20 protein-coding genes, 3 tRNA genes and 1 pseudogene are annotated in these 19590 nt (G+C 68.0%); 13 read left to right on the top strand and 11 right to left on the bottom strand.

The genetic code is table 11. The features are described 5' to 3' along the window. Nucleotides 1–66: 66 nt before the first annotated feature. Nucleotides 67–531 (bottom strand): MarR family winged helix-turn-helix transcriptional regulator, encoded by a 465-nt coding sequence (locus AB4Z18_RS02230; RefSeq protein WP_441781072.1) that lies wholly within the window; start codon nt 529–531, stop codon nt 67–69. A gap of 62 nt (nt 532–593) precedes the next feature. Here AB4Z18_RS02230 and AB4Z18_RS02225 point away from each other — a divergent pair, with 62 nt between their 5' ends. Then, the gene (locus tag AB4Z18_RS02225) at nt 594–962 is read left to right on the top strand and encodes a VOC family protein (protein WP_441781071.1); all 369 of its coding nucleotides are present in this window, start codon (nt 594–596) and stop codon (nt 960–962) included. Nucleotides 963–995: 33 nt separating this feature from the next. Here the strand turns inward: AB4Z18_RS02225 and AB4Z18_RS02220 are convergent, their stop codons facing one another. Together AB4Z18_RS02220 and AB4Z18_RS02215 are read right to left on the bottom strand one after the other, a co-directional pair. After that, complete coding sequence (locus tag AB4Z18_RS02220; protein WP_441781070.1) at nt 996–2306, bottom strand: C40 family peptidase; 1311 nt, start codon at nt 2304–2306, stop codon at nt 996–998. Then, nucleotides 2299–3576 (bottom strand): peptidoglycan DD-metalloendopeptidase family protein, encoded by a 1278-nt coding sequence (locus tag AB4Z18_RS02215; protein WP_441781069.1) that lies wholly within the window; start codon nt 3574–3576, stop codon nt 2299–2301. The genes AB4Z18_RS02220 and AB4Z18_RS02215 overlap by 8 nt, the downstream gene beginning before the upstream one ends. A gap of 348 nt (nt 3577–3924) precedes the next feature. On the opposite strand from AB4Z18_RS02215, the gene AB4Z18_RS02210 reads away from it, so the two are divergent. The 3 genes from AB4Z18_RS02210 (at nt 3925) to AB4Z18_RS02200 (ending at nt 4250) form a co-directional block, all read left to right on the top strand. Next, a tRNA-Glu gene (locus AB4Z18_RS02210) sits at nt 3925–3997 on the top strand. A gap of 41 nt (nt 3998–4038) precedes the next feature. Then, nucleotides 4039–4112 (top strand) — tRNA-Asp (locus tag AB4Z18_RS02205). A gap of 62 nt (nt 4113–4174) precedes the next feature. Next, nucleotides 4175–4250: transfer RNA gene (locus tag AB4Z18_RS02200), tRNA-Phe, on the top strand. Nucleotides 4251–4324: 74 nt separating this feature from the next. Here AB4Z18_RS02200 and AB4Z18_RS02195 read toward each other — a convergent pair. The 3 genes from AB4Z18_RS02195 to AB4Z18_RS02185 form a co-directional block, all read right to left on the bottom strand. Continuing rightward, nucleotides 4325–5425, bottom strand: a complete 1101-nt coding sequence (locus AB4Z18_RS02195; protein WP_441782958.1) for a tyrosine-type recombinase/integrase — start codon at nt 5423–5425, stop codon at nt 4325–4327. Next, nucleotides 5412–5732 (bottom strand): hypothetical protein, encoded by a 321-nt coding sequence (locus AB4Z18_RS02190; RefSeq protein ID WP_441781068.1) that lies wholly within the window; start codon nt 5730–5732, stop codon nt 5412–5414. Before AB4Z18_RS02190 ends, AB4Z18_RS02195 begins: the two co-directional genes overlap by 14 nt. Nucleotides 5733–6087: 355 nt before the next feature. Further along, nucleotides 6088–6708, bottom strand: coding sequence for a transposase (locus tag AB4Z18_RS02185; protein WP_441781067.1), 621 nt, complete (start codon nt 6706–6708; stop codon nt 6088–6090). Here AB4Z18_RS02185 and AB4Z18_RS02180 point away from each other — a divergent pair. Then, nucleotides 6622–7245 carry a GAF and ANTAR domain-containing protein gene (locus AB4Z18_RS02180; protein WP_441781066.1) on the top strand — a complete coding sequence of 208 codons (624 nt, stop codon included), beginning with the start codon at nt 6622–6624 and terminating at the stop codon, nt 7243–7245. The genes AB4Z18_RS02185 and AB4Z18_RS02180 overlap by 87 nt on opposite strands. Before the next feature lie 112 nt (nt 7246–7357). Here AB4Z18_RS02180 and AB4Z18_RS02175 read toward each other — a convergent pair whose 3' ends face one another. From AB4Z18_RS02175 to AB4Z18_RS02160, 4 genes and pseudogenes are all read right to left on the bottom strand, one after another. Next, nucleotides 7358–7549 (bottom strand): hypothetical protein, encoded by a 192-nt coding sequence (locus AB4Z18_RS02175; RefSeq protein ID WP_441781065.1) that lies wholly within the window; start codon nt 7547–7549, stop codon nt 7358–7360. 118 nt (nt 7550–7667) lie between these two features. Next, nucleotides 7668–7772, bottom strand: a pseudogene (locus AB4Z18_RS02170) (phosphatase PAP2 family protein); the annotation flags it as partial. A gap of 675 nt (nt 7773–8447) precedes the next feature. Continuing rightward, entirely contained in the window at nt 8448–9515 is a 1068-nt protein-coding gene (locus AB4Z18_RS02165; protein ID WP_441781064.1) for a sodium:calcium antiporter, read from the bottom strand. A gap of 201 nt (nt 9516–9716) precedes the next feature. After that, nucleotides 9717–9995 carry a hypothetical protein gene (locus tag AB4Z18_RS02160; RefSeq protein ID WP_441781063.1) on the bottom strand — a complete coding sequence of 93 codons (279 nt, stop codon included), beginning with the start codon at nt 9993–9995 and terminating at the stop codon, nt 9717–9719. 141 nt (nt 9996–10136) lie between these two features. Between AB4Z18_RS02160 and AB4Z18_RS02155 the strand changes: the two genes are divergently transcribed. After that, nucleotides 10137–10631 (top strand): MarR family winged helix-turn-helix transcriptional regulator, encoded by a 495-nt coding sequence (locus tag AB4Z18_RS02155; RefSeq protein WP_441781062.1) that lies wholly within the window; start codon nt 10137–10139, stop codon nt 10629–10631. A 51-nt stretch (nt 10632–10682) separates the two neighbouring features. On the opposite strand, the gene AB4Z18_RS02150 is transcribed toward AB4Z18_RS02155, so the two are convergent. Further along, the gene (locus tag AB4Z18_RS02150; protein WP_441781061.1) at nt 10683–11456 is read right to left on the bottom strand and encodes a flavin reductase family protein; all 774 of its coding nucleotides are present in this window, start codon (nt 11454–11456) and stop codon (nt 10683–10685) included. A 205-nt stretch (nt 11457–11661) separates the two neighbouring features. Between AB4Z18_RS02150 and AB4Z18_RS02145 the strand changes: the two genes are divergently transcribed. The 7 genes from AB4Z18_RS02145 (at nt 11662) to AB4Z18_RS02115 (ending at nt 19579) form a co-directional block, all read left to right on the top strand. Then, nucleotides 11662–12642, top strand: coding sequence for an MIP/aquaporin family protein (locus AB4Z18_RS02145; protein WP_441781060.1), 981 nt, complete (start codon nt 11662–11664; stop codon nt 12640–12642). 288 nt (nt 12643–12930) lie between these two features. Continuing rightward, on the top strand, nt 12931–13698 hold the full coding sequence (locus AB4Z18_RS02140; protein ID WP_441781059.1) for an SDR family NAD(P)-dependent oxidoreductase: 768 nt from the start codon (nt 12931–12933) through the stop codon (nt 13696–13698). After that, nucleotides 13695–15506 carry a glycoside hydrolase family 15 protein gene (locus AB4Z18_RS02135; RefSeq protein ID WP_441781058.1) on the top strand — a complete coding sequence of 604 codons (1812 nt, stop codon included), beginning with the start codon at nt 13695–13697 and terminating at the stop codon, nt 15504–15506. The genes AB4Z18_RS02140 and AB4Z18_RS02135 overlap by 4 nt, the downstream gene beginning before the upstream one ends. After that, nucleotides 15503–16846, top strand: a complete 1344-nt coding sequence (locus AB4Z18_RS02130) for an NAD(P)/FAD-dependent oxidoreductase (RefSeq protein ID WP_441781057.1) — start codon at nt 15503–15505, stop codon at nt 16844–16846. The genes AB4Z18_RS02135 and AB4Z18_RS02130 overlap by 4 nt, the downstream gene beginning before the upstream one ends. Further along, nucleotides 16843–17301 (top strand): hypothetical protein, encoded by a 459-nt coding sequence (locus AB4Z18_RS02125; RefSeq protein WP_441781056.1) that lies wholly within the window; start codon nt 16843–16845, stop codon nt 17299–17301. The genes AB4Z18_RS02130 and AB4Z18_RS02125 overlap by 4 nt, the downstream gene beginning before the upstream one ends. Further along, nucleotides 17298–17945 (top strand): gluconate 2-dehydrogenase subunit 3 family protein, encoded by a 648-nt coding sequence (locus tag AB4Z18_RS02120; protein ID WP_441781055.1) that lies wholly within the window; start codon nt 17298–17300, stop codon nt 17943–17945. The genes AB4Z18_RS02125 and AB4Z18_RS02120 overlap by 4 nt, the downstream gene beginning before the upstream one ends. Further along, nucleotides 17942–19579 carry a GMC family oxidoreductase gene (locus AB4Z18_RS02115; RefSeq protein WP_441781054.1) on the top strand — a complete coding sequence of 546 codons (1638 nt, stop codon included), beginning with the start codon at nt 17942–17944 and terminating at the stop codon, nt 19577–19579. The genes AB4Z18_RS02120 and AB4Z18_RS02115 overlap by 4 nt, the downstream gene beginning before the upstream one ends. Nucleotides 19580–19590: the final 11 nt, after the last annotated feature.

Here is a 19590-nt window from a genome sequence, read left to right as displayed (position 1 = left end):
ACGAAGACTGCACGCGATCCGACCGGATCGCGTGCAGTCTTTTTCGTGCCCTGCCTTTTTTGTGCCCTACGCCGGGTCGTCGCCCTGGGCCGCGCCCTCGCGCAACGAACGGACCATACTGCGCAGGATGCGTCGGGCCTCCAACTGTCGGGTCTCGGTGAGGCCGGCGAGCATCCTGACCTCTACCGAGCGGACTGCTGCGGTCGCTTTCGCGAGGCTCTGTCGGCCGCGATCCGTCAGTTGGGCGGGAAGGGCCTTGCCGACGGGAGCCTCCGCGGGCCTCGTCACGGAACCGTCCCGCTCCAACGCCTGAAGCAGAACGTTCATCGACTGCCGCGTCACGAACGTGCCCCGCGCGAGCTCGGAGTTCGAGAGCCCGGGACGTTGAGCCAGCAATTCGAGGCAGGAGTAGTGGGTGACGCTCATTCCGAGCGGTCGCAGCACCTCCTCCATGGCGGCGCGGAGGGCACTGGATGCCTCCTTCAGCAGATAGCCCAGGGACGTTTCGAGGTCGACGCCATCTTGACTCATGTCAGTATTCTGACATAGGTTGATGCGTGTCAGAAAACTGACACAAATCGAAGGAGCATCTCATGCCCGCAACCGGCCCCGACTTCCTCTCTCTCCAGGTGCGCGACCTCGACGCGTCACAGGCGTTCTACGAGCAGTACCTCGGCCTCGTCCGCTCGCCGGCCGGACCGCCGCACGCCGTGGTCTTCGAGACGACGCCGATCGCGTTCGCCCTGCGGGACATCGTCCCCGGCACCGACCTGGCGTCGGTGTCACAGCCCGGCATCGGCGCGGCGATCTGGCTTCACGCGACCGAGGTTCAGAGCATCCACGATTCGCTCGTCACCCACGGGCACACGATCGTGTCAGCGCCGATCGACGGCCCCTTCGGCCGGACCTTCACCTTCGCCGACCCGGACGGCTACCAGGTCACTCTGCACGACCGCGCGTGACCGCGCTGCGCACCTCGGCACGGATGGGCTCGTTCAGGCGCTGGGACGGGCGACCATTCGCCAGGGGCTGCCCCACACCGACTGGGTCTTGACCACATCCCCCTCGGTCGGTGCCGCGATCATGCGGCCGCCGCCGATGTAGATGCCGACGTGATAAAAGTCGCCAGGCCCGTCGCCCCAGAAGATCAGGTCGCCGGGCTGCTTCGCGCCGTACGAGACGAGCTGTCCCCGGTTCGCCGCGTGGTAGTACTGGTCGTTCACCGAGTGCGAGCCGATGTAGACGCCCGCGTAGGCGTACGCCTTCATGGTGAGGCCGGAGCAGTCATAGCCGACTGGGCCCTCTCCACCGAAGATGTACGGCTTGCCGAGCTGAGCCTGCGCGTAGGCGATGGCCGTCTGGACGACATTGCCGTTGGGCGGGGCCGGAGCCGCCGGGGCGCTGGGAGCGCTGCCGCCTCCGCCACCACCCGAGGAGCCGGAGCCGCCCGACGGCGGAGGGTTGTTCGCCGCGGCGGCAGCTGCTGCGGCGGCAGCCGCCTCCGCCGCCTTGCGCGCCGCCTCCTGCTGTGCCTTGATCTGCTCGCCCTGCAGGTAGGCCGCCTCCGTCTGCGCCGACGTGTTCTTGAGGGTGGCGAGCTGCGCTACCAGCTCGGTCGACTTCTGCTGCTGCGTCGCGAGCGCGGCCTGGGCCTGCTGCTGGGCCGACTGGGCCGCGGCGAGCGCCTTGTCCGCCTCGGCGGCGAGGGACTCGCGTTCCGTCTTCGCAGCCTTGGCCTGCGCGGTGAGCGCGTCAGCGGTGTTCCTGTCCTTGGTCGCCTGCTCGTAGACGGCCTTGGACTGCTCCGTCAGCTTGCTCATAGTGCCCAGCTGGAAGAGCAGCTTGTCGGCGGCGGAGCCCGAGCCGCCACCCTTCAGCATGAGGTCGGTGGTGACGTCTCCCCCGCCCGACTTGGCCAGGTGGGAGGCGAGCAGGCCCGCGCGCATCTTCGAGGTCTTGGCCTTGTCGGCCGCGGCACTCGCTTGCTTCTGCAGGTCCGCGGCCTTGGCGGTCGCGGCCTCCAGCGCGTTCTTCGCCTGGAAGTACGCCTCTGCCGCCTTCTCGGACGCGGTGCGTGCAGCATCCACATTCGTCTGCAGGTTGCCGATCAGCGCCGTGATGTTGTCCACCATGGCCTTCTGGTTGGCGACGTTGTTCTTCGCCTGCTGCACGTCGTTCCACGACGGGTAGTCGACCGCCTGGGCGGGAGCGACGATGCCGATGGATGCGGTTACCGCTCCCATGACGCCCGCGCCGATGGCGAGGCCCGGGCGCACCCGGCTGCTCTTCGTATTCTCGTTAGCCAAGGGGTGCCTGCCTGTCTCTCATGAACGGGATGCCGTCGATCTTGGTCCCGCCGATGCGCACCTCGTAGTGGAGGTGGCAGCCCGTGGATGCGCCGGTCGTCCCGACACGGGCGATGGGCTGGCCCGCGCCGACGCTCTGGCCGATGCCGACGAGGATGCCCCCGTTGCGGATGTGGGCGTAGCCGGTGTCGACCCCGCCCCCGTTGTCGATGAGTACGAAGTTGCCGTAGGAGCCGTTGGGTCCGGCGTAGATCACGGTGCCCGAATGGGCCGCGTAGATCGGGGCGTTGCACGAGGCGCCGATGTCGATGCCCAGGTGGTAGGTGCTGCCGATGCCACCACCGGGCGAGGGGCGTGCGCCGAACCCGTCGGTGATGGGGCCGGCGGCGGGAACCGCCCAGCCCTGCGGGCCGACGTAACCGCCCGGGAGCCCGCCGGAGCCACGTGCCGCGGCTGCGGCAGCTGCGGCCGCGACGCCCGCCTCGTAGCCGGCGACCGTCTTCGCCGTGGCGTCCTTGAGCGCGGCCAGCTGGGCCTGCATCACGACGATCTGCTTCTGCTGCTCGGCCAGCTTGGCCTGAGCGGCCTTCGCCGCCTGGATCGCCGCCTGCATCGCCGCCTCGGCGATGACCCGGAGACGCTCGCGCTCGGCCTTCGCGTCGGCCGCCGACGCCGACAGCGCCTTCGCCGTGTTCTGGGCGGCCTTTGCATCGGTGTAGACCTTGTTGGAGCTCTCGACCAGCTTCGACATGCTGCCGAGGTCGGAGAGGAGCTGCTCGGGGCTCGTGGAGGTGGCGTTGTTGCCGCTGAGGAAGAGGTTCGCGGTCAGATTGCGGCCACCGGTGCGGTACAGCTGGGCCGCGAGCTTGCCCGCCTGGGCGCTCGCGTCGTCCGCCTTCTTCTGGCTGGCCGCGGCCTGCGACTCGAGGTCGAGGGCCCTCATGGTGGCCTTGTCGAGGTCGGCCTGGGCCGCCTCCAACTCTTCACCGCGTTTCACCGCGGCCGCCTGCGTATCGGCGACCTCCTGCTTCAGCTGCGCGATCAGCCCATTGATGCGGGTGACCTGCGCCGCGGCGGCGCCTTCGTTGGCCTTCGCGTTCTGGACGTCCTGCCAGCTGGGGTAGTTGTCCGCGTAGGCAGGCGCGGCGACCGCTCCGACCGTCGTCACGACGGCGATCGCGAGGGCAGCGAGGGCGCCTCGAAGTGCCCGGCGGCGTGGGCCGCTAGGCCTGGTCGGGGGAACCGTTCGGCTGGTCGTCTCGCGTTTCATAGAGTTTCTCGGCCCGCTCACTTGCGTCACATTGGTCACACGAGCCACGTAGGCCCCAGGGTCAACATGCACAACTTTAGCAACATGCCCCCAGCGCAGCCCCGTGGGGTGGCCGGAATTGGGGTCGGATCGGCGTGCGCTCGCACGGGCGGCCGGGGGACCACCTGCGCCGCAGACTATGGCGATCGGACGCCGGGCCGGGGGATTTGGGGGTGGCGTTGCGGGAACCGAGACATCCTCGACCAAGCCGACCCGCCCGGGATCCGAGACCGATTCGCATTCTCCCGAGGTCTTCCGTATGCTTGTTCGTCGGTGGTCCTCGGAAAGTGAAAGCTGTCCGGACGATCCGGCCCCATCGTTTAGCGGCCTAGGACGCCGCCCTTTCACGGCGGTAGCACGGGTTCGAATCCCGTTGGGGTCACGTCCAACGGTCCACTACAATTCAAAAAGCACCACAAGTTAGGCCCTGTAGCGCAGTTGGTTAGCGTGCCGCCCTGTCACGGCGGAGGTCGCGGGTTCAAGTCCCGTCAGGGTCGCTACGGCGACAAGCCCTTCCAATCGGAAGGGCTTCCGTCTAGGTCGACGCGAAAGCGTCTTCGGCTCTGTAGCTCAGTTGGTAGAGCGTTCGACTGAAAATCGAAAGGTCACCGGATCGACGCCGGTCGGAGCCACCACAGAAAACCCCCGGTCCCACGCGGAATCCGGGGGTTTTTCTCTGTCCGTGCAGCGGTGCCAGAAGCGCCTTTGACTACATTTTGACTACAACTGCTTGCGCAGCTCCGTCGTTCAGAGCGATCGCTACAGCATCCAAGTCATCGTCGAACAAGTCGGCATACACGTCCAAGGTCATGGCCGCGGACGCGTGCCCGAGCATCCGCTGCACTGACTTCACGTTTGCGCCGGCGGAGACCGCGAGCGACGCAGCCGTGTGCCGGAGATCGTGCGGAGTCAGGCGCGGGAACTTGGCATCATGTTCCATGCAACGTGCAACGGCGGCGTTGAAGACTCGGTTCCGAAAGTTGCCGGCCCGGAGAACTCCGCCGTCGGCGCCGCTGAACACAGGGTCCTCCGGATCGCGTCCAGCACACCTCGCCTCGAGGGCCGCAGACAAGAGCTCGGGGAAGGGAACCGAGCGACGCTCGTGGTTCTTGGGCGTACCCCAGACGATCACTCCCCTCGGCTCCGATACGGCGGCCGCCACATCGATCCGACGTCGACCGAAGTCGACGCGATTGATCCGTAGGCCAGCCATTTCACCCCACCGCAAGCCGGTATACGCGAGAAAGAGCACAACGTCCCCTTGCGGACCGCATTCCGTCACAAGTGCACGTACCTGAGCATGGGTGAGATAACCATGCTCTCGAGACGAGAGTCTCGGCAACTGAATGCCGTCGGACGGATTGGTGGTGAGCCGTCCATCGCGGATCGCATATCTGAGTACTCCTGCCAGAACCAGGTGGATCTGCCGCACCATGGACGGACCGAGAGTGGCGGCTAGCTCCCCCACCCACGCTTGAACGTCGCCGTGTCTAACATCGACCAGCCGGGTGTGGCCCCACCGCGGGAGGACGTACCTATCCAGATGGAACCGATAGCCCGATCGGGTGGTGGGTTTCACCTGCACCTGCGCCCGGAACCACTCCTCTGCGACGTACGACACGGGCGTCCGCGCTTTCGTCGGATCGACCCACTCTCCTCTTGCTTGAGAGACGTCCACGGAAGCAAGGAACAGTTCGGCTGCACGCTTTGTGGTGAATCCGCGCTTCATCGTGTTTCTGTGGTCTGGCGTCCGGTACTGGACCCGATACCGCTTCCCGGCCGCCGTCTCATACGCCTCAACCGATCCCATCTCTGACACCCCCAGAGTCGATGAGGTGATTGTGCGCCTGACTACCGACACCGTGTGACCGGTAGGCGCGGATCCTGCCGAGATTCACGAACGGAACGCACGCCGTCTCTGCAGTGAGCGCGGCCAGGTGCCCGATGGGGGTGTCTGGGTCGGCGGCGATCGCCCACCCATCCACCGCATACCGGCTGACCGTGTCCACGCATTCCTTCTTCTCCTCCGGTGTCGGGCTGGTTGAGCCAACCACACCGATCAGTCCCCGTTGCAGTTCTGGGCCCATGTGTGTGGTGTCGATGATGAATACCCGCATGATCGTTCACTCCCCTGGTCGATCGACCCTTCTATGGGCCGTGTCAAATTGGTCTGCTGGAGCGGCTCGTCCTGCCCTTGATCGTTTTTCTTGCCGTTCCGGCACAAAGATCGAGAGCGGGCGTAGGCAGCGCAGTGCCCGGAGGGAGCGGTTGCTAAGCGCAGGGAGCGCAGCGAGTGGACTCTGCAAAAAGCGACTGGAGGGAACGAAGCTGGTGGAGCTCGCTATGATCGGCTGCCGGATCGGAAAGAAAACCTAGGGGAACAGCACGCCGGAGGCGTTCCATCCGACAATGACAGCGCCGCCTCCGTGCGGCTCCGCTCCCCTGGCCCGCCAGCCTGCTGGTCCACCAGGGTCAGCTCATGACCGCACTGAGGTGACGGAACAGCTGCCGGGCGATATACCGCTTGAGGCTGCGGCGGATCTCGCGTTTGGTCTTTCCCTCCGCCAGCCGCCGCTCCAGGTAGTCGCGGGTGGTGGGGTCGCAACTCAACCGGACTCGGGCGATGACGTCCAATGCTCGGTTCAGTTGGCGGTCGCCGTGCCGGTTGAGCCGGTGCCGGGTCGTATTCCCGCTCGAGGCCTGCAGCGGAGACGCGCCTGCCAAGGCAGCAAACGCGGCCTCATTGCGGACACGCCCTTGATGCGAATAGGCGGCGACCAGGATGGCGCCGGTGACGGCCCCGACGCCGAGAAGCTTCTGCAGCCCGGGGGCGAGCTCTTGGACGTGACCGGCCAGCGCGGCTTGGTTGTCCTCGAGCTGGGCAGTGAGCGCTTGGACCGAGATCGCCAGGCGGCGCGCGGTCCCGTTGATCACGATGTCGACTTGCCTGCAGTTTTCGTGCTCTTGGCCGGCGCCCTCCGGCCGGAGTTCGACGTGATCGACACGATGGATGTCCTCATCGAGGCGAGCACACGCTTCACGTCCGCAGACGAAGGAGGGATCATGCTGGCCGACGGCGACGGCGTGCTGCACGTTGTCGCTTCCACAAGCGAGAGCGCCGCGGATACCGAGGAGTACCAGTTGTGGGTGGGCGAGGGTCCGTGCTTGGAGACCGCGCAGACGGGAGTTCTGCTGGACATTCCGGATTTGAGCCAGGAGGAGCACCGGTGGCCGCGATTCACCCGTATCGCCGCCGAGCAAGCCTTCGTGGCTTCCCACACGTTTCCGCTGTCGGTCCGCGGCGAGACGATCGGCGCCCTGAACCTGTTCTCGACGAGGCTGGGGAAGCTGGATGACAGGGAGACTTCGCTGATCCGGGCGCTGACCGAGGTGGCGACGATCGCCGTATTGCAGCAGCGGTCGCTCCAGAAGCAGGTGGCGCTGTCGGAGCAGTTGCAGCGAGCGCTGGACAGCCGGGTTCTGATCGAGCAGGCGAAAGGCGTGATTGCCCAAAAGCACCGGGTCCCCATCGAGCAGGCCTTCCGGATCCTGCGCACACACGCGCGCAGCACGAACACGCGCCTACACGACGTCGCCTTCGAGGTCGTGAACTTACGACTCGCTCTCTGAAAACCTGCGATGTCGACCCGGCGGTCGGGCAAGGAAACGCTTCGGCGGGCGAGCAGGTCGAGGCGTTTCTGCGGCGGACCTACTCTGTCTCCGTTGGCAGTTCGGCCCGTCCTCATTCCGGTGACTTACGCCTTCCTTCGCGTCGCGCGGCCGCCGCGTCGGTGAGCTCGGGCGGGGCGGCCAGTTCCCGACGGCGCCGTACCGTGAGGTAGAGCCGATGGGCGGTGATGATCAACGCGAGCCAGGCGGCGCCGAGAGCCCACGCCGCGAGCACGTCGGTGAACCAGTGGTGGCCCAGGTACATCCGGCTCAAGCCCACGGTGAACGCGTACACGGCGGCCCCGCAGCAGGACGCGTGCGTGAACGGAGTGGCGTCTCAGAATCAGCAGGTAGGCGATGATGCCGATCACGACGACCGCGTTCAAGGTGTGGCCGCTCGGGAACGAGGGCGAATACTCGTACGGGGGCACAGCGTCCGTCAGCGGTGGCCGGTGCCGTCCGATGAGGTCCTTTCCCGCGATCGTCATCGCGAGCGAGCCCAGTCCAGCAGCGCCGATGAGGAGCACGGGCGTCCACGAGCGGCGACGAAGGGTGAGGATGAGGATCGCCGTCACCGCGATGAGGGGCATACCGATTTCGCCTGCGATATCGGTGTATCCGATGGTGAACGCGTTCAGCATCGGCGAGCGCAGGTGGATGGCCGCGTTCAGGATGGGCAGGTCCAGCCCCGCGACTCCGTCCTTGTCGGTGACAGCGTCGTAGACCTGCGCCGCCACCAGGGTCAGGATGACCGCCAGCGTCATGCCGATGACCAGGGTGATAATGAGTGCAGCGTTGGGCCCGAGCCGGACGCTGATCCCGTGCGCGAACCGGGCGAGTTGCCGGCCGACCGGCGTGTACCAGTGGGTCAGGTCACGGTCACCGACGAAACGGTCATCGGTGAGCTCACCACGTACGCCGGTCTCTTTCGGATCGGGATTCAACGGAGAGCCGGTCATTGCTCGCATTGTGCCCGCGGTTTGTCACGCGGGACACCGCCCGGGGCTGTGTATGCACTCAGAGGGAATGAGACCCGGGCCTCGTGATGAGGTCTTCGATGCGTCGTGCACCGTTTTCGCGTTACGGGTATCCACGATCCGAGCAGCGGGGACAAGCGCCTCAAGCAAGAGCTTGGGCCAGGTCGCTGTCGCCGGTCGGCGCAATCAGCCGATGCTGATGGCGACGAGTCCGGCCACCCCGATCAGGTAGAGCACGAGCACGGTCAAGGAGTCGGGGCCCATGCCGGCCACGTGCTTCCGCGGACGAAAGACGAGCCCGATGGCGTAAACGATGGTGAGCAGCCCGGCCAGCGCGGTGAGATAGATGTCGCTGGCGTTTGCTTGCGGGAGAACGGCTTTTCCGCTGATCAGGGTTGCGACGAGGAAGAGGACCGGGAGGAAGGCGTTGCCTCCGAAGATGTCGCTGATGGCCAGGTTGTCATCACCTTGTTTCACTGCCTGAAGTCCGGTGGAGATCTCGGGGAGGCTGGTGGCCAGCGCGAGCACGGTGGCGCCGAAGAGCACGCCAGAGATGCCGATGTGCTTCGAGACTGCGTCTCCGGCCAGCTCCAAGGCGACACCGGAGGCCAGGGTGAGCAGTGCTGCCACGCTGAAGGTTACTGCTGCCTTTGCCGTGGTCATCTGTTCTGGGCTGGCCGGCTTGCGGGTGCGGTGCCCGCTGGGGTGAGGCGTCGTCGTGTCCGGGGCGGCGCCGTCCTCATGCCAGGGAAGACCCTTGCTGGCTCGTCTCACCAGGAACAGACCAATTAGCCAGATGGCGGCGATCAGGATCACGTCCGGGGTCAGGCGGGCGAACAGCAGACCCGCCGGGAGTTGACTTCCCGCGATCACTACTGAGAGCACTGCGACCACGATCACGGCTTCCAGGACGAGGCCGAGTGAGGCCGCCCGGTACGTGATGGGTTTCACGGCTTTCCCGCGCTTACCGAAAGCGTCAAGTATGACGATGACGACCGTCTGAAGCGCGATACCGCCGAGGATGTTGCCCACAGCCACATCTATCGACCCCGACGCTGCGGCACTGACCGTGATCGCGATCTCCGGAAGGTTGGTAGCCACCGCCAGCACGATCAAACCACCAAGCGCACTCCCGAGGTGCAACCGGTCGTCCAGAACGTCGGTGGTCTTCGACAGCTGGATACCGGAGAACCAGATCACCGCCGCGCCGGCCACAAAGATGAGCACCAACAACCACAGCGGCAGAGACTCCATGCCGCCCATGAAACTCCGGACGTGCACTTCTACAACTATTGCGCAATCGCAGCCATGGTGCATTCATGCTCGTCCGCGATCGCCCTGTCGCACAACACGTCGCCCGAAGAATCGGAGCGACCTCGCCCTGATCGCCGCAAGCGGACGACTTTGGCGTTTCCTGCTTGGGAGCCGCCAAAAGCCGGCCACGGCCGGTGCAGACTACTCGCGGTGCTCGCCCTCCCCGCGCGTGTGCGTATCATTCTCGTGCGTTTCGTGGTCGGCCTTCGGGTAGTTGCCGCTGCGCAGGTGCGAGTTGCGCACAAGCGGCTCCGAACCCTCGCGCTCCGAACCGACGTAGGCGCCAACAATGTCCGCTTCGGGGCCGGGGTGCCCGTCCGACTCGGTGTACTGTCCGTGGACGTCGCGCGGCTCGGCGGTCTCGGGCTCGGCCTGCGTGTACCGGCCCTCCACGAGGTCACGCTCATCTGCTTCTGCCATGACCATCGCCTCCTTAGTTGCGTTCCCGCAATCATCCCACCCGCGCGGAGGCGGGGGAAGCGGAATTCGTCGACTCGGAGCCCACTCGCAAGTTGCGCAAATGTTGCCGGTGCGCAAGCGATTCGCGGTACAACTGGAAGGGTGGGTGCCCAGAACAACGACTTGAACGATGTGGACGCCGCGCTCCTCGCTGCGGACGTGATGCTGGGCGTTGCGGCGCGCTCGGTGCTCGAGGTGGAGGACATCGTCACGTCGCCGCAGTTGCGCGTGCTCGTCACGATCGCCACCCGGGGGCCGCAGAACCTCGGCGAGATTGCCGCCGAGCTCGGTGTCCACGCCTCCAATGCGACCCGAACCTGCGAGAAGCTTGTGGGCGCCGGGCTTATCGCGCGATCGGAGGATCCCGACGACCGGCGGTTCATCCGGCTGACACTTACGCCACAGGGTAGTGCGCTCGTCGACCGGGTGATCGCTCACCGCCGCTCGGCGCTCGGCGACGTGCTCGCGGCGATGGAGCCGGATGACCGGGCGGCGGCGGCCGAGGGTTTCCGAGCGTTCGCCCGCGCGGCCGGCGAGCGGCACGGCGGCGACGGCCGGTTCACCCTGGTGCGCCTCCCAGCATCTGAGGGCGCGTAAAGCGGGCCGCCTCCCGACGATCCAGGACGACCCACTTGATGGCGAGGCGCCCTACGCCGCGCCGCAGCGCCGACACGCGCCGGTCGCCTCCCGCATCGCACCGCACTCGGGGCAGATGGATGCGAGCCAGCACGCCGCGTCGCCGCCTTCCGGCTCCTCCTGCTCCTCGGCCCAACGGTCGGCGGGTGACGGGGCGGCGGAGCCGCGTGCGCCGAGCGGCTCGCCGATTCCGAAGTAGTGGCGGAAGCTGTAGACGATCGGCTGCCACGCCAGCGGGTCGATGTGGTCGCCGTCGCGGACGATGCGGGAGTCGGCGTGGACGCGGACGACCTCGGCCTCCACGATCGCGTAGTCACCGGTCACGCCTGGCGTCACCCGCCGCACCTGCGCCTCAAGCTGCAGCAAGCACTCAAGCACGCGCGGCGGGTCAACCAGGTCGGAGGGTTGCGGCGTCAACCCCGCCGCGGCGAACTTGTCGGCGCTGTACGCGTACCGGGCGGCCTTCGCCTCCGGTACTTCGGGCTTCCCGGTCAGGTCGGCGATCTGCTCGACAGCGGGCCACAGCGGCGGCGACGGGAAGTTCACCGTGAGCTGCGGCCGTTCGCGAAGATTGGCGAGCGTGTGCCCGTCGGCCTCAAGCCCGAGCGCGAGCATCCTGCCGAGAGCCCAGTACGAGGAGGCGGGCGCGAGGTTCGCGCCGCCGTCGTCATTTCGGGAGGCAAGCAGCAGCACCGGCGTGCCCACATAGAGGACGGCGGGATTGATTACGCGGTGCCCACCGTGCTGGTGCCGGGCCTGCTCCCCTGCCGCCTCAGCGGCGGTCACCGGGCTGCCCCGTGCTCAGTGCGGCGAGGACTCCCGCCGGGTCGGTCCAGCGTGCCAGACCCGCACTCCGCCCATAGCCAGCGTCGCAGATCCATTCCGGGCTCCTCACATCGCGCGGGCGGAAAAGTTCATTGCGCAATCGCAACGGTTGCGTAACACTTACTATATCGACGTGGTGACACGCCGCTTCCATTGGAGGTGCGGAATGTCCGATGACACGATCCCGGTCCTCGTCCGAGGCTGGGGGCTCAAACGCCGGAGCGGCCTGTGGGGCGAGTGCCTCGCGGAGTTCCTCGGAACCTTCGTCCTGATCGCCTTCGGCGACGGTGTCGTCGCGATGGCTGTCGCCGCGCTGCCGGGATCCGGTCGCACTGAGGGGCCAACGACGTTCTTCCTCGGCGCCGGCGACTGGCTGCTCGTCACCTGGGGCTGGGCGATGGCGGTCGTGTTCGGCATCTACGTCGCCGGCGGCGTCAGCGGCGCACACCTCAACCCGGCGGTGACGCTGGCGTTCGCAGTGCGGCGCGGCTTCGCCTGGGTGAAGGTGCTGCCGTACATGCTCTCGCAGCTGCTCGGAGCCTTCCTTGGCGCGGCTTTGGTGCTCGGCGTGTACGCCGCGGCGATCGGTGCGTTCGACACCGCGAGCAAGGGTCCGAAGGTGAACGGACATACGCTCGCCTCCTTCTCGATCTTTGCCACCTTCCCCGCCCCGTACTACGACGGGAACATGTGGGGGCCGCTGTTCGACCAGATCGTCGGGACGATGTTCCTCGTGCTGCTGGTCGTTGCGGTCATCGACCTGCGAAACACGGCCGTCCAATCGAACCTGGGACCGCTGATCATCGGCTTCGCGGTCGCCGCGATCGGCATGTCCTACGGCGCCAACGCGGGATACGCGATCAACCCTGCCCGTGACCTTGGCCCGCGGCTCCTCGCCTGGATCGCGGGGTGGGGCGGCCTGGCGGTGCCGGGTAACGGCCCGTGGTTTAGCGGATACATGTGGGTTCCCATCCTCGGGCCGCTCATCGGCGGGGTGATCGGCGTTCTGGTTTACGACCTGTTCGTCGGCGACATCCTGCACGCCCGGCTGCTGCGCGCCGGCCGTGCCGCGCCCGAGATGGCCGGCCCCCCGTACCAGCCGCCCGGACCGGACACCGAAGAACCCCAGGCTCGACCCCCCTCCTAAGGCGCTGGTCGACGCGGACCAGCGGACCGGACAGGGAGGGACAGTCCACGACCCTCCCCGTTCCGTGCGGATCGGCCGAACGTATCGGTCAGGATCTGCTCCACCGACGCTGGTCTGTCGCGATGGAAGAAGCGATAAAGAGCGGTTCCGGAACGCCGAAACCACGCCCAGCCGCTCTTCTCACGCTCGGAGGGTTTGCCGCAGCAAAAGGCGCCAGACCCAGGACCCCTTAAGCAGTTGCGTTTGCGCAAACAAGTGGTTCAGTGGGCAGAGGACGAGGAGGAATGCATGAACTTGAACGGCAAGAGCGTTGTAGTGACCGGGGGAAACACCGGCATCGGCGCGGCGATCGTGCGGGCGCTGGCCGCGTCGGGCGCAGCGGTCGTGATCGACTATGTCAGTCGACCGGAGGACGCCGCGGATCTCGTGAAGACCATCACCGCAAGCGGTGGACGCGCGGTCGGGGTGGAGGCCGATGTGAGCTCGGTCGCCGGGATCGACAAGCTGATCCAGACCGCGGTCGACGAGTTCGGGCAGCTTGACGCGTTCGTCAACAACGCCGGCATCGAGAAGCGGCACAGCCTGCTGGAGGTCGACGAGCAGACCTTCGATCAGGTGATGGCCGTCGACCTCAAAAGCGCGGTCTTCGGCACGCAGCGGGCGGCGAAGCGGTTCATCGAGCAGGGTCGCGGCGGGATCGTAGTGAACATCTCCTCGGTGCACGAGGACTGGCCCATGCCCGGCAACCTCAGCTACTGCGTGGCGAAGGGCGGGATGCGGATGCTGACCCGTGCCGCAGGGGTAGAGCTCGGGCCGCAGGGGGTGAGGGTTGTCAACGTCGCTCCCGGGGCGGTCGACACCCCAATCAACGCCCAGACGATGAAGGACGACTCCCTGCGGCAGACGCTGGAGGACAGCATCCCGCTCCGGAAGGTCGCGGAGCCGAACCAAATCGGCGAGGTCGTGGCGTTCGTGATCTCGGACGCCGGCTCGTACCTGACAGCTACGACCGTCTTCGTCGACGGCGGAATCATGCACGGCAGCGTGGGACTGTGAGCGCGGCACGGATCGAGGACTACGCCCTGATTGGCGACCTCCACACGGCGGCGATGGTGTCGGCGGGCGGCTCCATCGACTGGCTGTGCCTACCACGCTTCGACTCCCCCGCCTGCTTCGCCGCCCTGCTCGACACGGACGCGGCCGGGCACTGGCGCATCGCCCCGCAGGACGCCGGGCGCAGCACGCGACGGCGGTACCGGGGCGACACGCTCATCCTGGAGACGGAGTGGGAGACGGCGGACGGCCTGGTGCGGGTCACGGACTTCATGCCGGTGCGCGATCGGGCCGCCGACCTCGTGCGCATCGTGGAGGGGGTCAGCGGCCGAATCCGAATGCACAGCGAGCTCATCCTGCGGTTCGACTACGGGCACATCGTCCCCTGGGTGACCCGGACCGAGCGCGGCGTCCGCGCGGTGGCCGGACCCGACGCCGTCCTCATCTCTGCCGATGTTCCGATGGAGGGGCGCGGCCTCAGCACCGTGGCCACATTCGACCTGGAAGCGGGCGACCGGGTGGCGTTCACGCTCACCTGGTACCCGAGCCACGCCGACGAACCCGAACCTGCCGACCCCGAGGCTGCTCTCGCGGCGACCGAGCTGTTCTGGACCAGGTGGAGCGACCGCAGCACCGCCTACGGCCCGCACACCGACGCCATCCAGCGCTCGCTCATCACCCTTAAGGCGCTGACCTATCTGCCCACCGGCGGCATCGTCGCCGCACCCACCACCTCCCTCCCGGAGCAGCCGGGCGGCCCGCGCAACTGGGACTACCGCTTCTGCTGGCTCCGGGATGCGACGCTCGCGCTCCAGTCACTGCTGACGGCCGGTTACACCGACGAGGCCGCGGCGTGGCGGGACTGGCTGTTGCGGGCGGTCGCCGGCGACCCCGCCGACCTGCGCATCATGTACGGCCTGGACGGACGCCGCCGGCTGCCGGAGGAGACGCTCGACTGGCTGTCCGGGTACGAGGGCTCGACCCCGGTCCGGGTGGGGAACGCGGCCTCCGAGCAGCTCCAGCTCGATGTCTGGGGCGAGGTGCTCGACGGGCTCTCGCTCACCCGATCGACCATCGGCGCAGGCGAGGACGCGTGGAACGTGCAGCGCGCCCTGGTCGACCATCTCGCCGACCACTGGCAGGAGCCGGACAACGGTATCTGGGAGATGCGCGGGCCGCGCCGGCACTTCACGCACTCCAAGGTGATGGCCTGGGTCGCGGTCGACCGCATGATCGACGGCGCCCAGCAGTTCGGCCTTCCCGGGCCGGTCCGCCGCTGGGAGCGGTTACGTGCCGAGATCCGCCGTGACATCCTCGCCAACGGCTTCGACCAGAAGCGCAACACGTTCGTCCAGTCCTACGGCTCGAAAGATCTGGATGCGTCCCTCCTGCTGATCCCCCGGGTGGGCTTCTTGCCGCCGGATGACCGTCGGGTCATCGGCACCATCGAGGCCATCCAGCGCGACCTCACCGAAGACGGCCTCGTGCTCCGCTACAAGCCGCAGGCAAGCGACGACGGGCTGCCTGGCGGCGAAGGCGTGTTCCTCATGTGCTCCTTCTGGCTGGTCGATGCGTTGATCGGCGCAGGCCGCCGTGACGAGGCAGAGGCGCTGTTCGCCCGGCTGCTCGGCCTCCGCAACGACGTGGGCCTGCTCAGCGAGGAGTGGGATCCGCACGCGGCTCGGCAGCTGGGCAACATGCCGCAGGCCTACAGCCACTTCGCCCTGGTCCGCAGCGCCTTCCACCTTCTTTCCGGCGCGGCGACCACGACCCAGGACCGCATCCCGATCGAGAAAGAGCGACCCTCATGACAGCACCGCACATCCTCGTCCTCGGCGCTGGCTTCGCCGGGTTCACGGTCGCCCGCGACCTGCGAAGGGAAGCCGCAGCACACCGGATCCGGCTGACCGTCGTCGACCCGCAACCCTACTTGACGTACAAGCCGCTGCTGCCGGAGGTCGCGGGCGGTGAGACGCAGGCGCGTGACAGCGTCGTCCCGTTGCGGCGGCCGCTACGCGACGCGGACCTCGTGTCCGGCTCGGTCGTCTCGGTGGACACGGGCGCGAAGATCGCCGTGATCCGGTCGCTGGACGGCACCGAGCGGGCGCTTTCCTACGACCACGTCGTGTTCGCCCTCGGCGCCGTGACCAAGACCCTCCCCATCCCGGGGCTCGTCGAGAACGGGATCGGCTTCTCAAGCGTGGAGGAGGCGGTCTACCTGCGAGATCACGTGCTCGGTCGGATCCGCTTCGCCGCCGCCGCCGCCGACTCCGCGGAACGCCGCCGCGCGCTCACCTTCGTGTTCGTCGGCGGCGGCTACACCGGTGTTGAAGCGATCGCCGAGCTGCAGCGCCTCGCCGCGGCGGAACTCGAGCGCTACCTGGAGCTCGACGGCGAGCAGATGGAGTGGCTCCTGGTCGAGGCGGCCGGCCGCATCGCCGCCGAGCTGACCGAGCCGCTGTCCGACTGGACGCTGCGGCTGCTGCGGCGCCGCGGTATCCGCGTGCTTCTGCACACCGAAATGACCGGCTGTGAGAACGGCGATGTCGTCCTGAACAACGGCGAAACGCATCCCGCCGACACGATCGTCTGGGTCGCGGGCGTCACCCCTAACCCGGTGCTCGACCGCGCCGACGTGCCGCGCGGGCCGAAAGGCCACGTGCAGTGCGACGCGCGCCTCCGGGTCGTCCGCGACGACGGCACGCCGGTAGAGGGCGCCTGGGGCCTGGGCGACGACGCGCAGATCCCCGACCTCACCGCGTCGAAGCAGCCCGCCTACTACCCGCCGAACGCGCAGAACGCGATCCGTCAGGCACGGGTGCTGGCCGGCAACCTCCGGCTCGCCCTCGACGGTCGCGCGCCCGCCGAGTACCGGCACACGTCTCTGGGCACGCTGGCCAGCTACGGCGGGATGCGTGGCGCCGCGGTGCTCCGCGGTGTGCCGCTGCGCGGGTTCCCGGCCTGGGCGGTCGACAAGGCGTACCACGCGATCGCGCTACCGAGCCCCGGCAGGCGACTGCGGCTGGTCCTCGGCTGGATCGGCAACGGCTTGACCAGACAGGACGCGGCACCGGTCGGCGCATTCCGCGATCCGAAAGAGAGTTTCCGCCGGGCGGCGCAGGAACAGGAGCAGGAGCAGGAGAAGAAATGAAGGTGCGGAAGACGAGGCGCAAAGCGGAACACGGCATCGACCGGCTCGTGCGCAACGTGGAGACCGGCCGCTTCGAGCGGTCGCTCTCGGGGCTGACCGCGGCCGGGTCGCTGGTGACGGCCGCCGAGATCTACTTCGAGCACGACAAGGCGAGCTTCGGCAATCCGTGGATGTGGGCGCCGGTCGTGCTCGGCCCAGTCGGCGCGATCGCGGGCGTGGTGGGTGTGTTCAGCCGCCGGGCCGCCAAGACGCTGCTGCCGATCGCCGCGGCGACCATCGTCGCCAACGGCCTGCAGGGCACCTATCTGCACGCCCGCGGCGTCGGGCAGAAACCGGGCGGCTGGCGCAACCTCCGCTACAACATCGAAATGGGGCCGCCGCTGCTCGCACCCCTGCTGGTCACCGTGGTCGGCGGGATGGGGCTGCTCGCCGCGATCCTGAGGCGAGAGAAATGAGCACGCCACCGGTGCAGCCCGGCACGGAAGTGCCGGCGCGGTTCCCGGGCTTCCGGGTGCTCGACCAGGCGAACCACTGGGACGACGCCACCCGGTCCGTCGTGCTGGCCCGCGTCGGACGCCCGGCCGACATCCGCTTCTTCGACGTGGCCGAGCAGGCTGCGGCCACCGCACTGTTCGACGAGCTGCTCGACCAGGAGGGCGATGGCCGGGTACCGATTACCGTGATGGTGGATGCGCGACTGGCCGAAAGCCAAACGGACGGTTGGCACTACGACAGCATGCCGACCGACGGCGACGCCTGGCACATCACGCTGGCCGCGCTCGACGACGAAGCCCGCGCCGTGCACGGTTGCTCCTTCGCTGAATGCGGCCGGGACGAGCGCCGCGAGCTGCTGGAGGGGATCCGCAGCGGCGACGGCGACTGGCACGGCCTGCACCGCGGGCAGGTGTGGAGCCTGTGGACCCGGTACGCCTGCACCGCCTTCTACAGCCACCCCGACGCTTGGGACGAGATCGGTTTCGTAGGGCCGGCGTACCCGCGCGGGTACAAGAACCTCGGCGTTGGCAAACGCGAGCCCTTCGAGGTCGCAGACGCCCATCCCGCCAAGATCCCCGCCACACGGACCGGAGGCGCATCGTGAGCGGGGCGACGGTGCGCGAGCGCAACGCGTCAGCCTGGCTGCTGACCGCGGACGGCTCGCGCACGCGCCCGGAACTCCTGAACGGGATGCGGCGCTTCGCCGACACCGACGAGGTCGACGTCGCCATCGTGGGGTGCGGTGCCGGCGGCTCCGTGCTGCTACAGCGCCTCGCCCGTGCCGGCTGGAGCGCGGTCGCCTTCGACGCCGGCCCGTTCTGGGACCCGGAACGCGACTGGGTCAGCGACGAGGCCGGCTCACACCACCTCTACTGGACAGAGCCGCGGCAGATCGGCGGGGCCGATCCCGTACCGCTCGGCTCGAACAACTCCGGTCGAGGCGTCGGCGGTTCGATGGTTCACTACGCCGGCTACACCCCGCGCTTCCACCCGAGCGACTTCCACACGCTCCGCGTGGACGGCGTCGGCGCCGACTGGCCCATCGCCTACGAGCAGCTCGCGTCCTATTACTCTGACATCGAGAACGAACTCCCGGTCGCCGGGGAGGACTGGCCGTGGGGTGACCCGCACAGCTACCCACACCACGCGCATCCCGTCTCCGGCAACGGCGAGACCTTCCTGCGCGGCACAGAGGCCGCCGGGATCACGGCGAAGGTCGGACCGGTCGCGATCGCCAACGGGCGGTTCGGCCACCGGCCGCACTGCATCTACCGCGGCTTCTGCCTGCAGGGATGCAAGGTCAACGCCAAGGCGTCGCCGCTCATCACGCACATCCCGGATGCGTTGGAGCACGGCGCGGAGATCCGCGCGGACAGCATGGTCGCCTCCATCGGCTACGACGAGCGCACCGGGCGAGCCACCGGCGTGCACTACTTCCGCGACGGCGTCCCCCGCTTCCAGCGGGCGCAGATGGTCGCGATCGCCGGCTATTCCATCGAGACCCCGCGCCTGCTGCTGAACTCCCGGTCCGACCGTTTCCCCGACGGGCTGTGCAACGACTTCGACCAGGTCGGGCGCTACCTGATGGTGCAGGGAGCGCCGCAGACCGCCGGCCGTTTCCCGGACGAGATCCGGATGTGGAAGGCGCCGCCGCCCGAGGTCAGCACCGAACAGTTCTACGAAACGGACCCCACCAAGCCATACAAGCGCGGGTACTCCATCCAGACCGTCTCACCGCTGCCCATCACCTGGGCTGAGCACGTGATGGCGCAGGGCCACTGGGGCGCCGACCTGCGGCGGTACATGTCCGACTACGTGCACTGGGCCTGCCTCGGCGCGCTCTGCGAGTTCCTCCCCCAGCCGGACAACCGGGTCACCCTCGCCGACGAAACCGACCGGTACGGCCTCCCCGTCGCGCACTTCTCGTACACCCAATGCGACAACGACCGGGCGCTGGCGAAGGCGGCGCAGGCGACGATGGAGCGCATCCTCGAGGCCGCCGGGGCGCAGGAGACCATGACCGTTCAGCGCTACGCGCACCTGGTCGGCGGCGCACGTATGGCCGCCGACGAAACGGAAGGGGTCGTGGACGGCGACTGCCGAACGTTCGCTGTACCTAACCTGCTCATCACCGACGGGAGCGTGCTTCCCACCCAGGGCAGCGCCAACCCCGCCCTCACCATCATGGCCGTCGCGGCACGCGCGGCGGACCGGCTCATCGAGCGCCCGGAGCCCTGAGCGGCCGGCGC

Origin of the sequence: Leifsonia sp. 2TAF2, assembly GCF_052115085.1 — a bacterium.
GTDB lineage: Bacteria > Actinomycetota > Actinomycetes > Actinomycetales > Microbacteriaceae > Leifsonia.
This window is presented reverse-complemented; position numbering and strand designations above follow the sequence as displayed.

What these genes read in the sequence shown, in the direction of transcription:
- AB4Z18_RS02160 (WP_441781063.1), bottom strand. Translation starts at nt 9,995, where the DNA reads ATGGCAGAAGCAGATGAGCGTGACCTCGTGGAGGGCCGGTACACGCAG.
- AB4Z18_RS02195 (WP_441782958.1), bottom strand. Translation starts at nt 5,425, where the DNA reads ATGGGATCGGTTGAGGCGTATGAGACGGCGGCCGGGAAGCGGTATCGG.
- AB4Z18_RS02230 (WP_441781072.1), bottom strand. Translation starts at nt 531, where the DNA reads ATGAGTCAAGATGGCGTCGACCTCGAAACGTCCCTGGGCTATCTGCTG.
- AB4Z18_RS02180 (WP_441781066.1), top strand. Translation starts at nt 6,622, where the DNA reads ATGGATGTCCTCATCGAGGCGAGCACACGCTTCACGTCCGCAGACGAA.
- AB4Z18_RS02140 (WP_441781059.1), top strand. Translation starts at nt 12,931, where the DNA reads ATGAACTTGAACGGCAAGAGCGTTGTAGTGACCGGGGGAAACACCGGC.
- AB4Z18_RS02130 (WP_441781057.1), top strand. Translation starts at nt 15,503, where the DNA reads ATGACAGCACCGCACATCCTCGTCCTCGGCGCTGGCTTCGCCGGGTTC.
- AB4Z18_RS02165 (WP_441781064.1), bottom strand. Translation starts at nt 9,515, where the DNA reads ATGGAGTCTCTGCCGCTGTGGTTGTTGGTGCTCATCTTTGTGGCCGGC.
- AB4Z18_RS02190 (WP_441781068.1), bottom strand. Translation starts at nt 5,732, where the DNA reads ATGCGGGTATTCATCATCGACACCACACACATGGGCCCAGAACTGCAA.
- AB4Z18_RS02145 (WP_441781060.1), top strand. Translation starts at nt 11,662, where the DNA reads ATGTCCGATGACACGATCCCGGTCCTCGTCCGAGGCTGGGGGCTCAAA.
- AB4Z18_RS02225 (WP_441781071.1), top strand. Translation starts at nt 594, where the DNA reads ATGCCCGCAACCGGCCCCGACTTCCTCTCTCTCCAGGTGCGCGACCTC.
- AB4Z18_RS02120 (WP_441781055.1), top strand. Translation starts at nt 17,298, where the DNA reads ATGAGCACGCCACCGGTGCAGCCCGGCACGGAAGTGCCGGCGCGGTTC.
- AB4Z18_RS02175 (WP_441781065.1), bottom strand. Translation starts at nt 7,549, where the DNA reads ATGTACCTGGGCCACCACTGGTTCACCGACGTGCTCGCGGCGTGGGCT.
- AB4Z18_RS02125 (WP_441781056.1), top strand. Translation starts at nt 16,843, where the DNA reads ATGAAGGTGCGGAAGACGAGGCGCAAAGCGGAACACGGCATCGACCGG.
- AB4Z18_RS02215 (WP_441781069.1), bottom strand. Translation starts at nt 3,576, where the DNA reads ATGAAACGCGAGACGACCAGCCGAACGGTTCCCCCGACCAGGCCTAGC.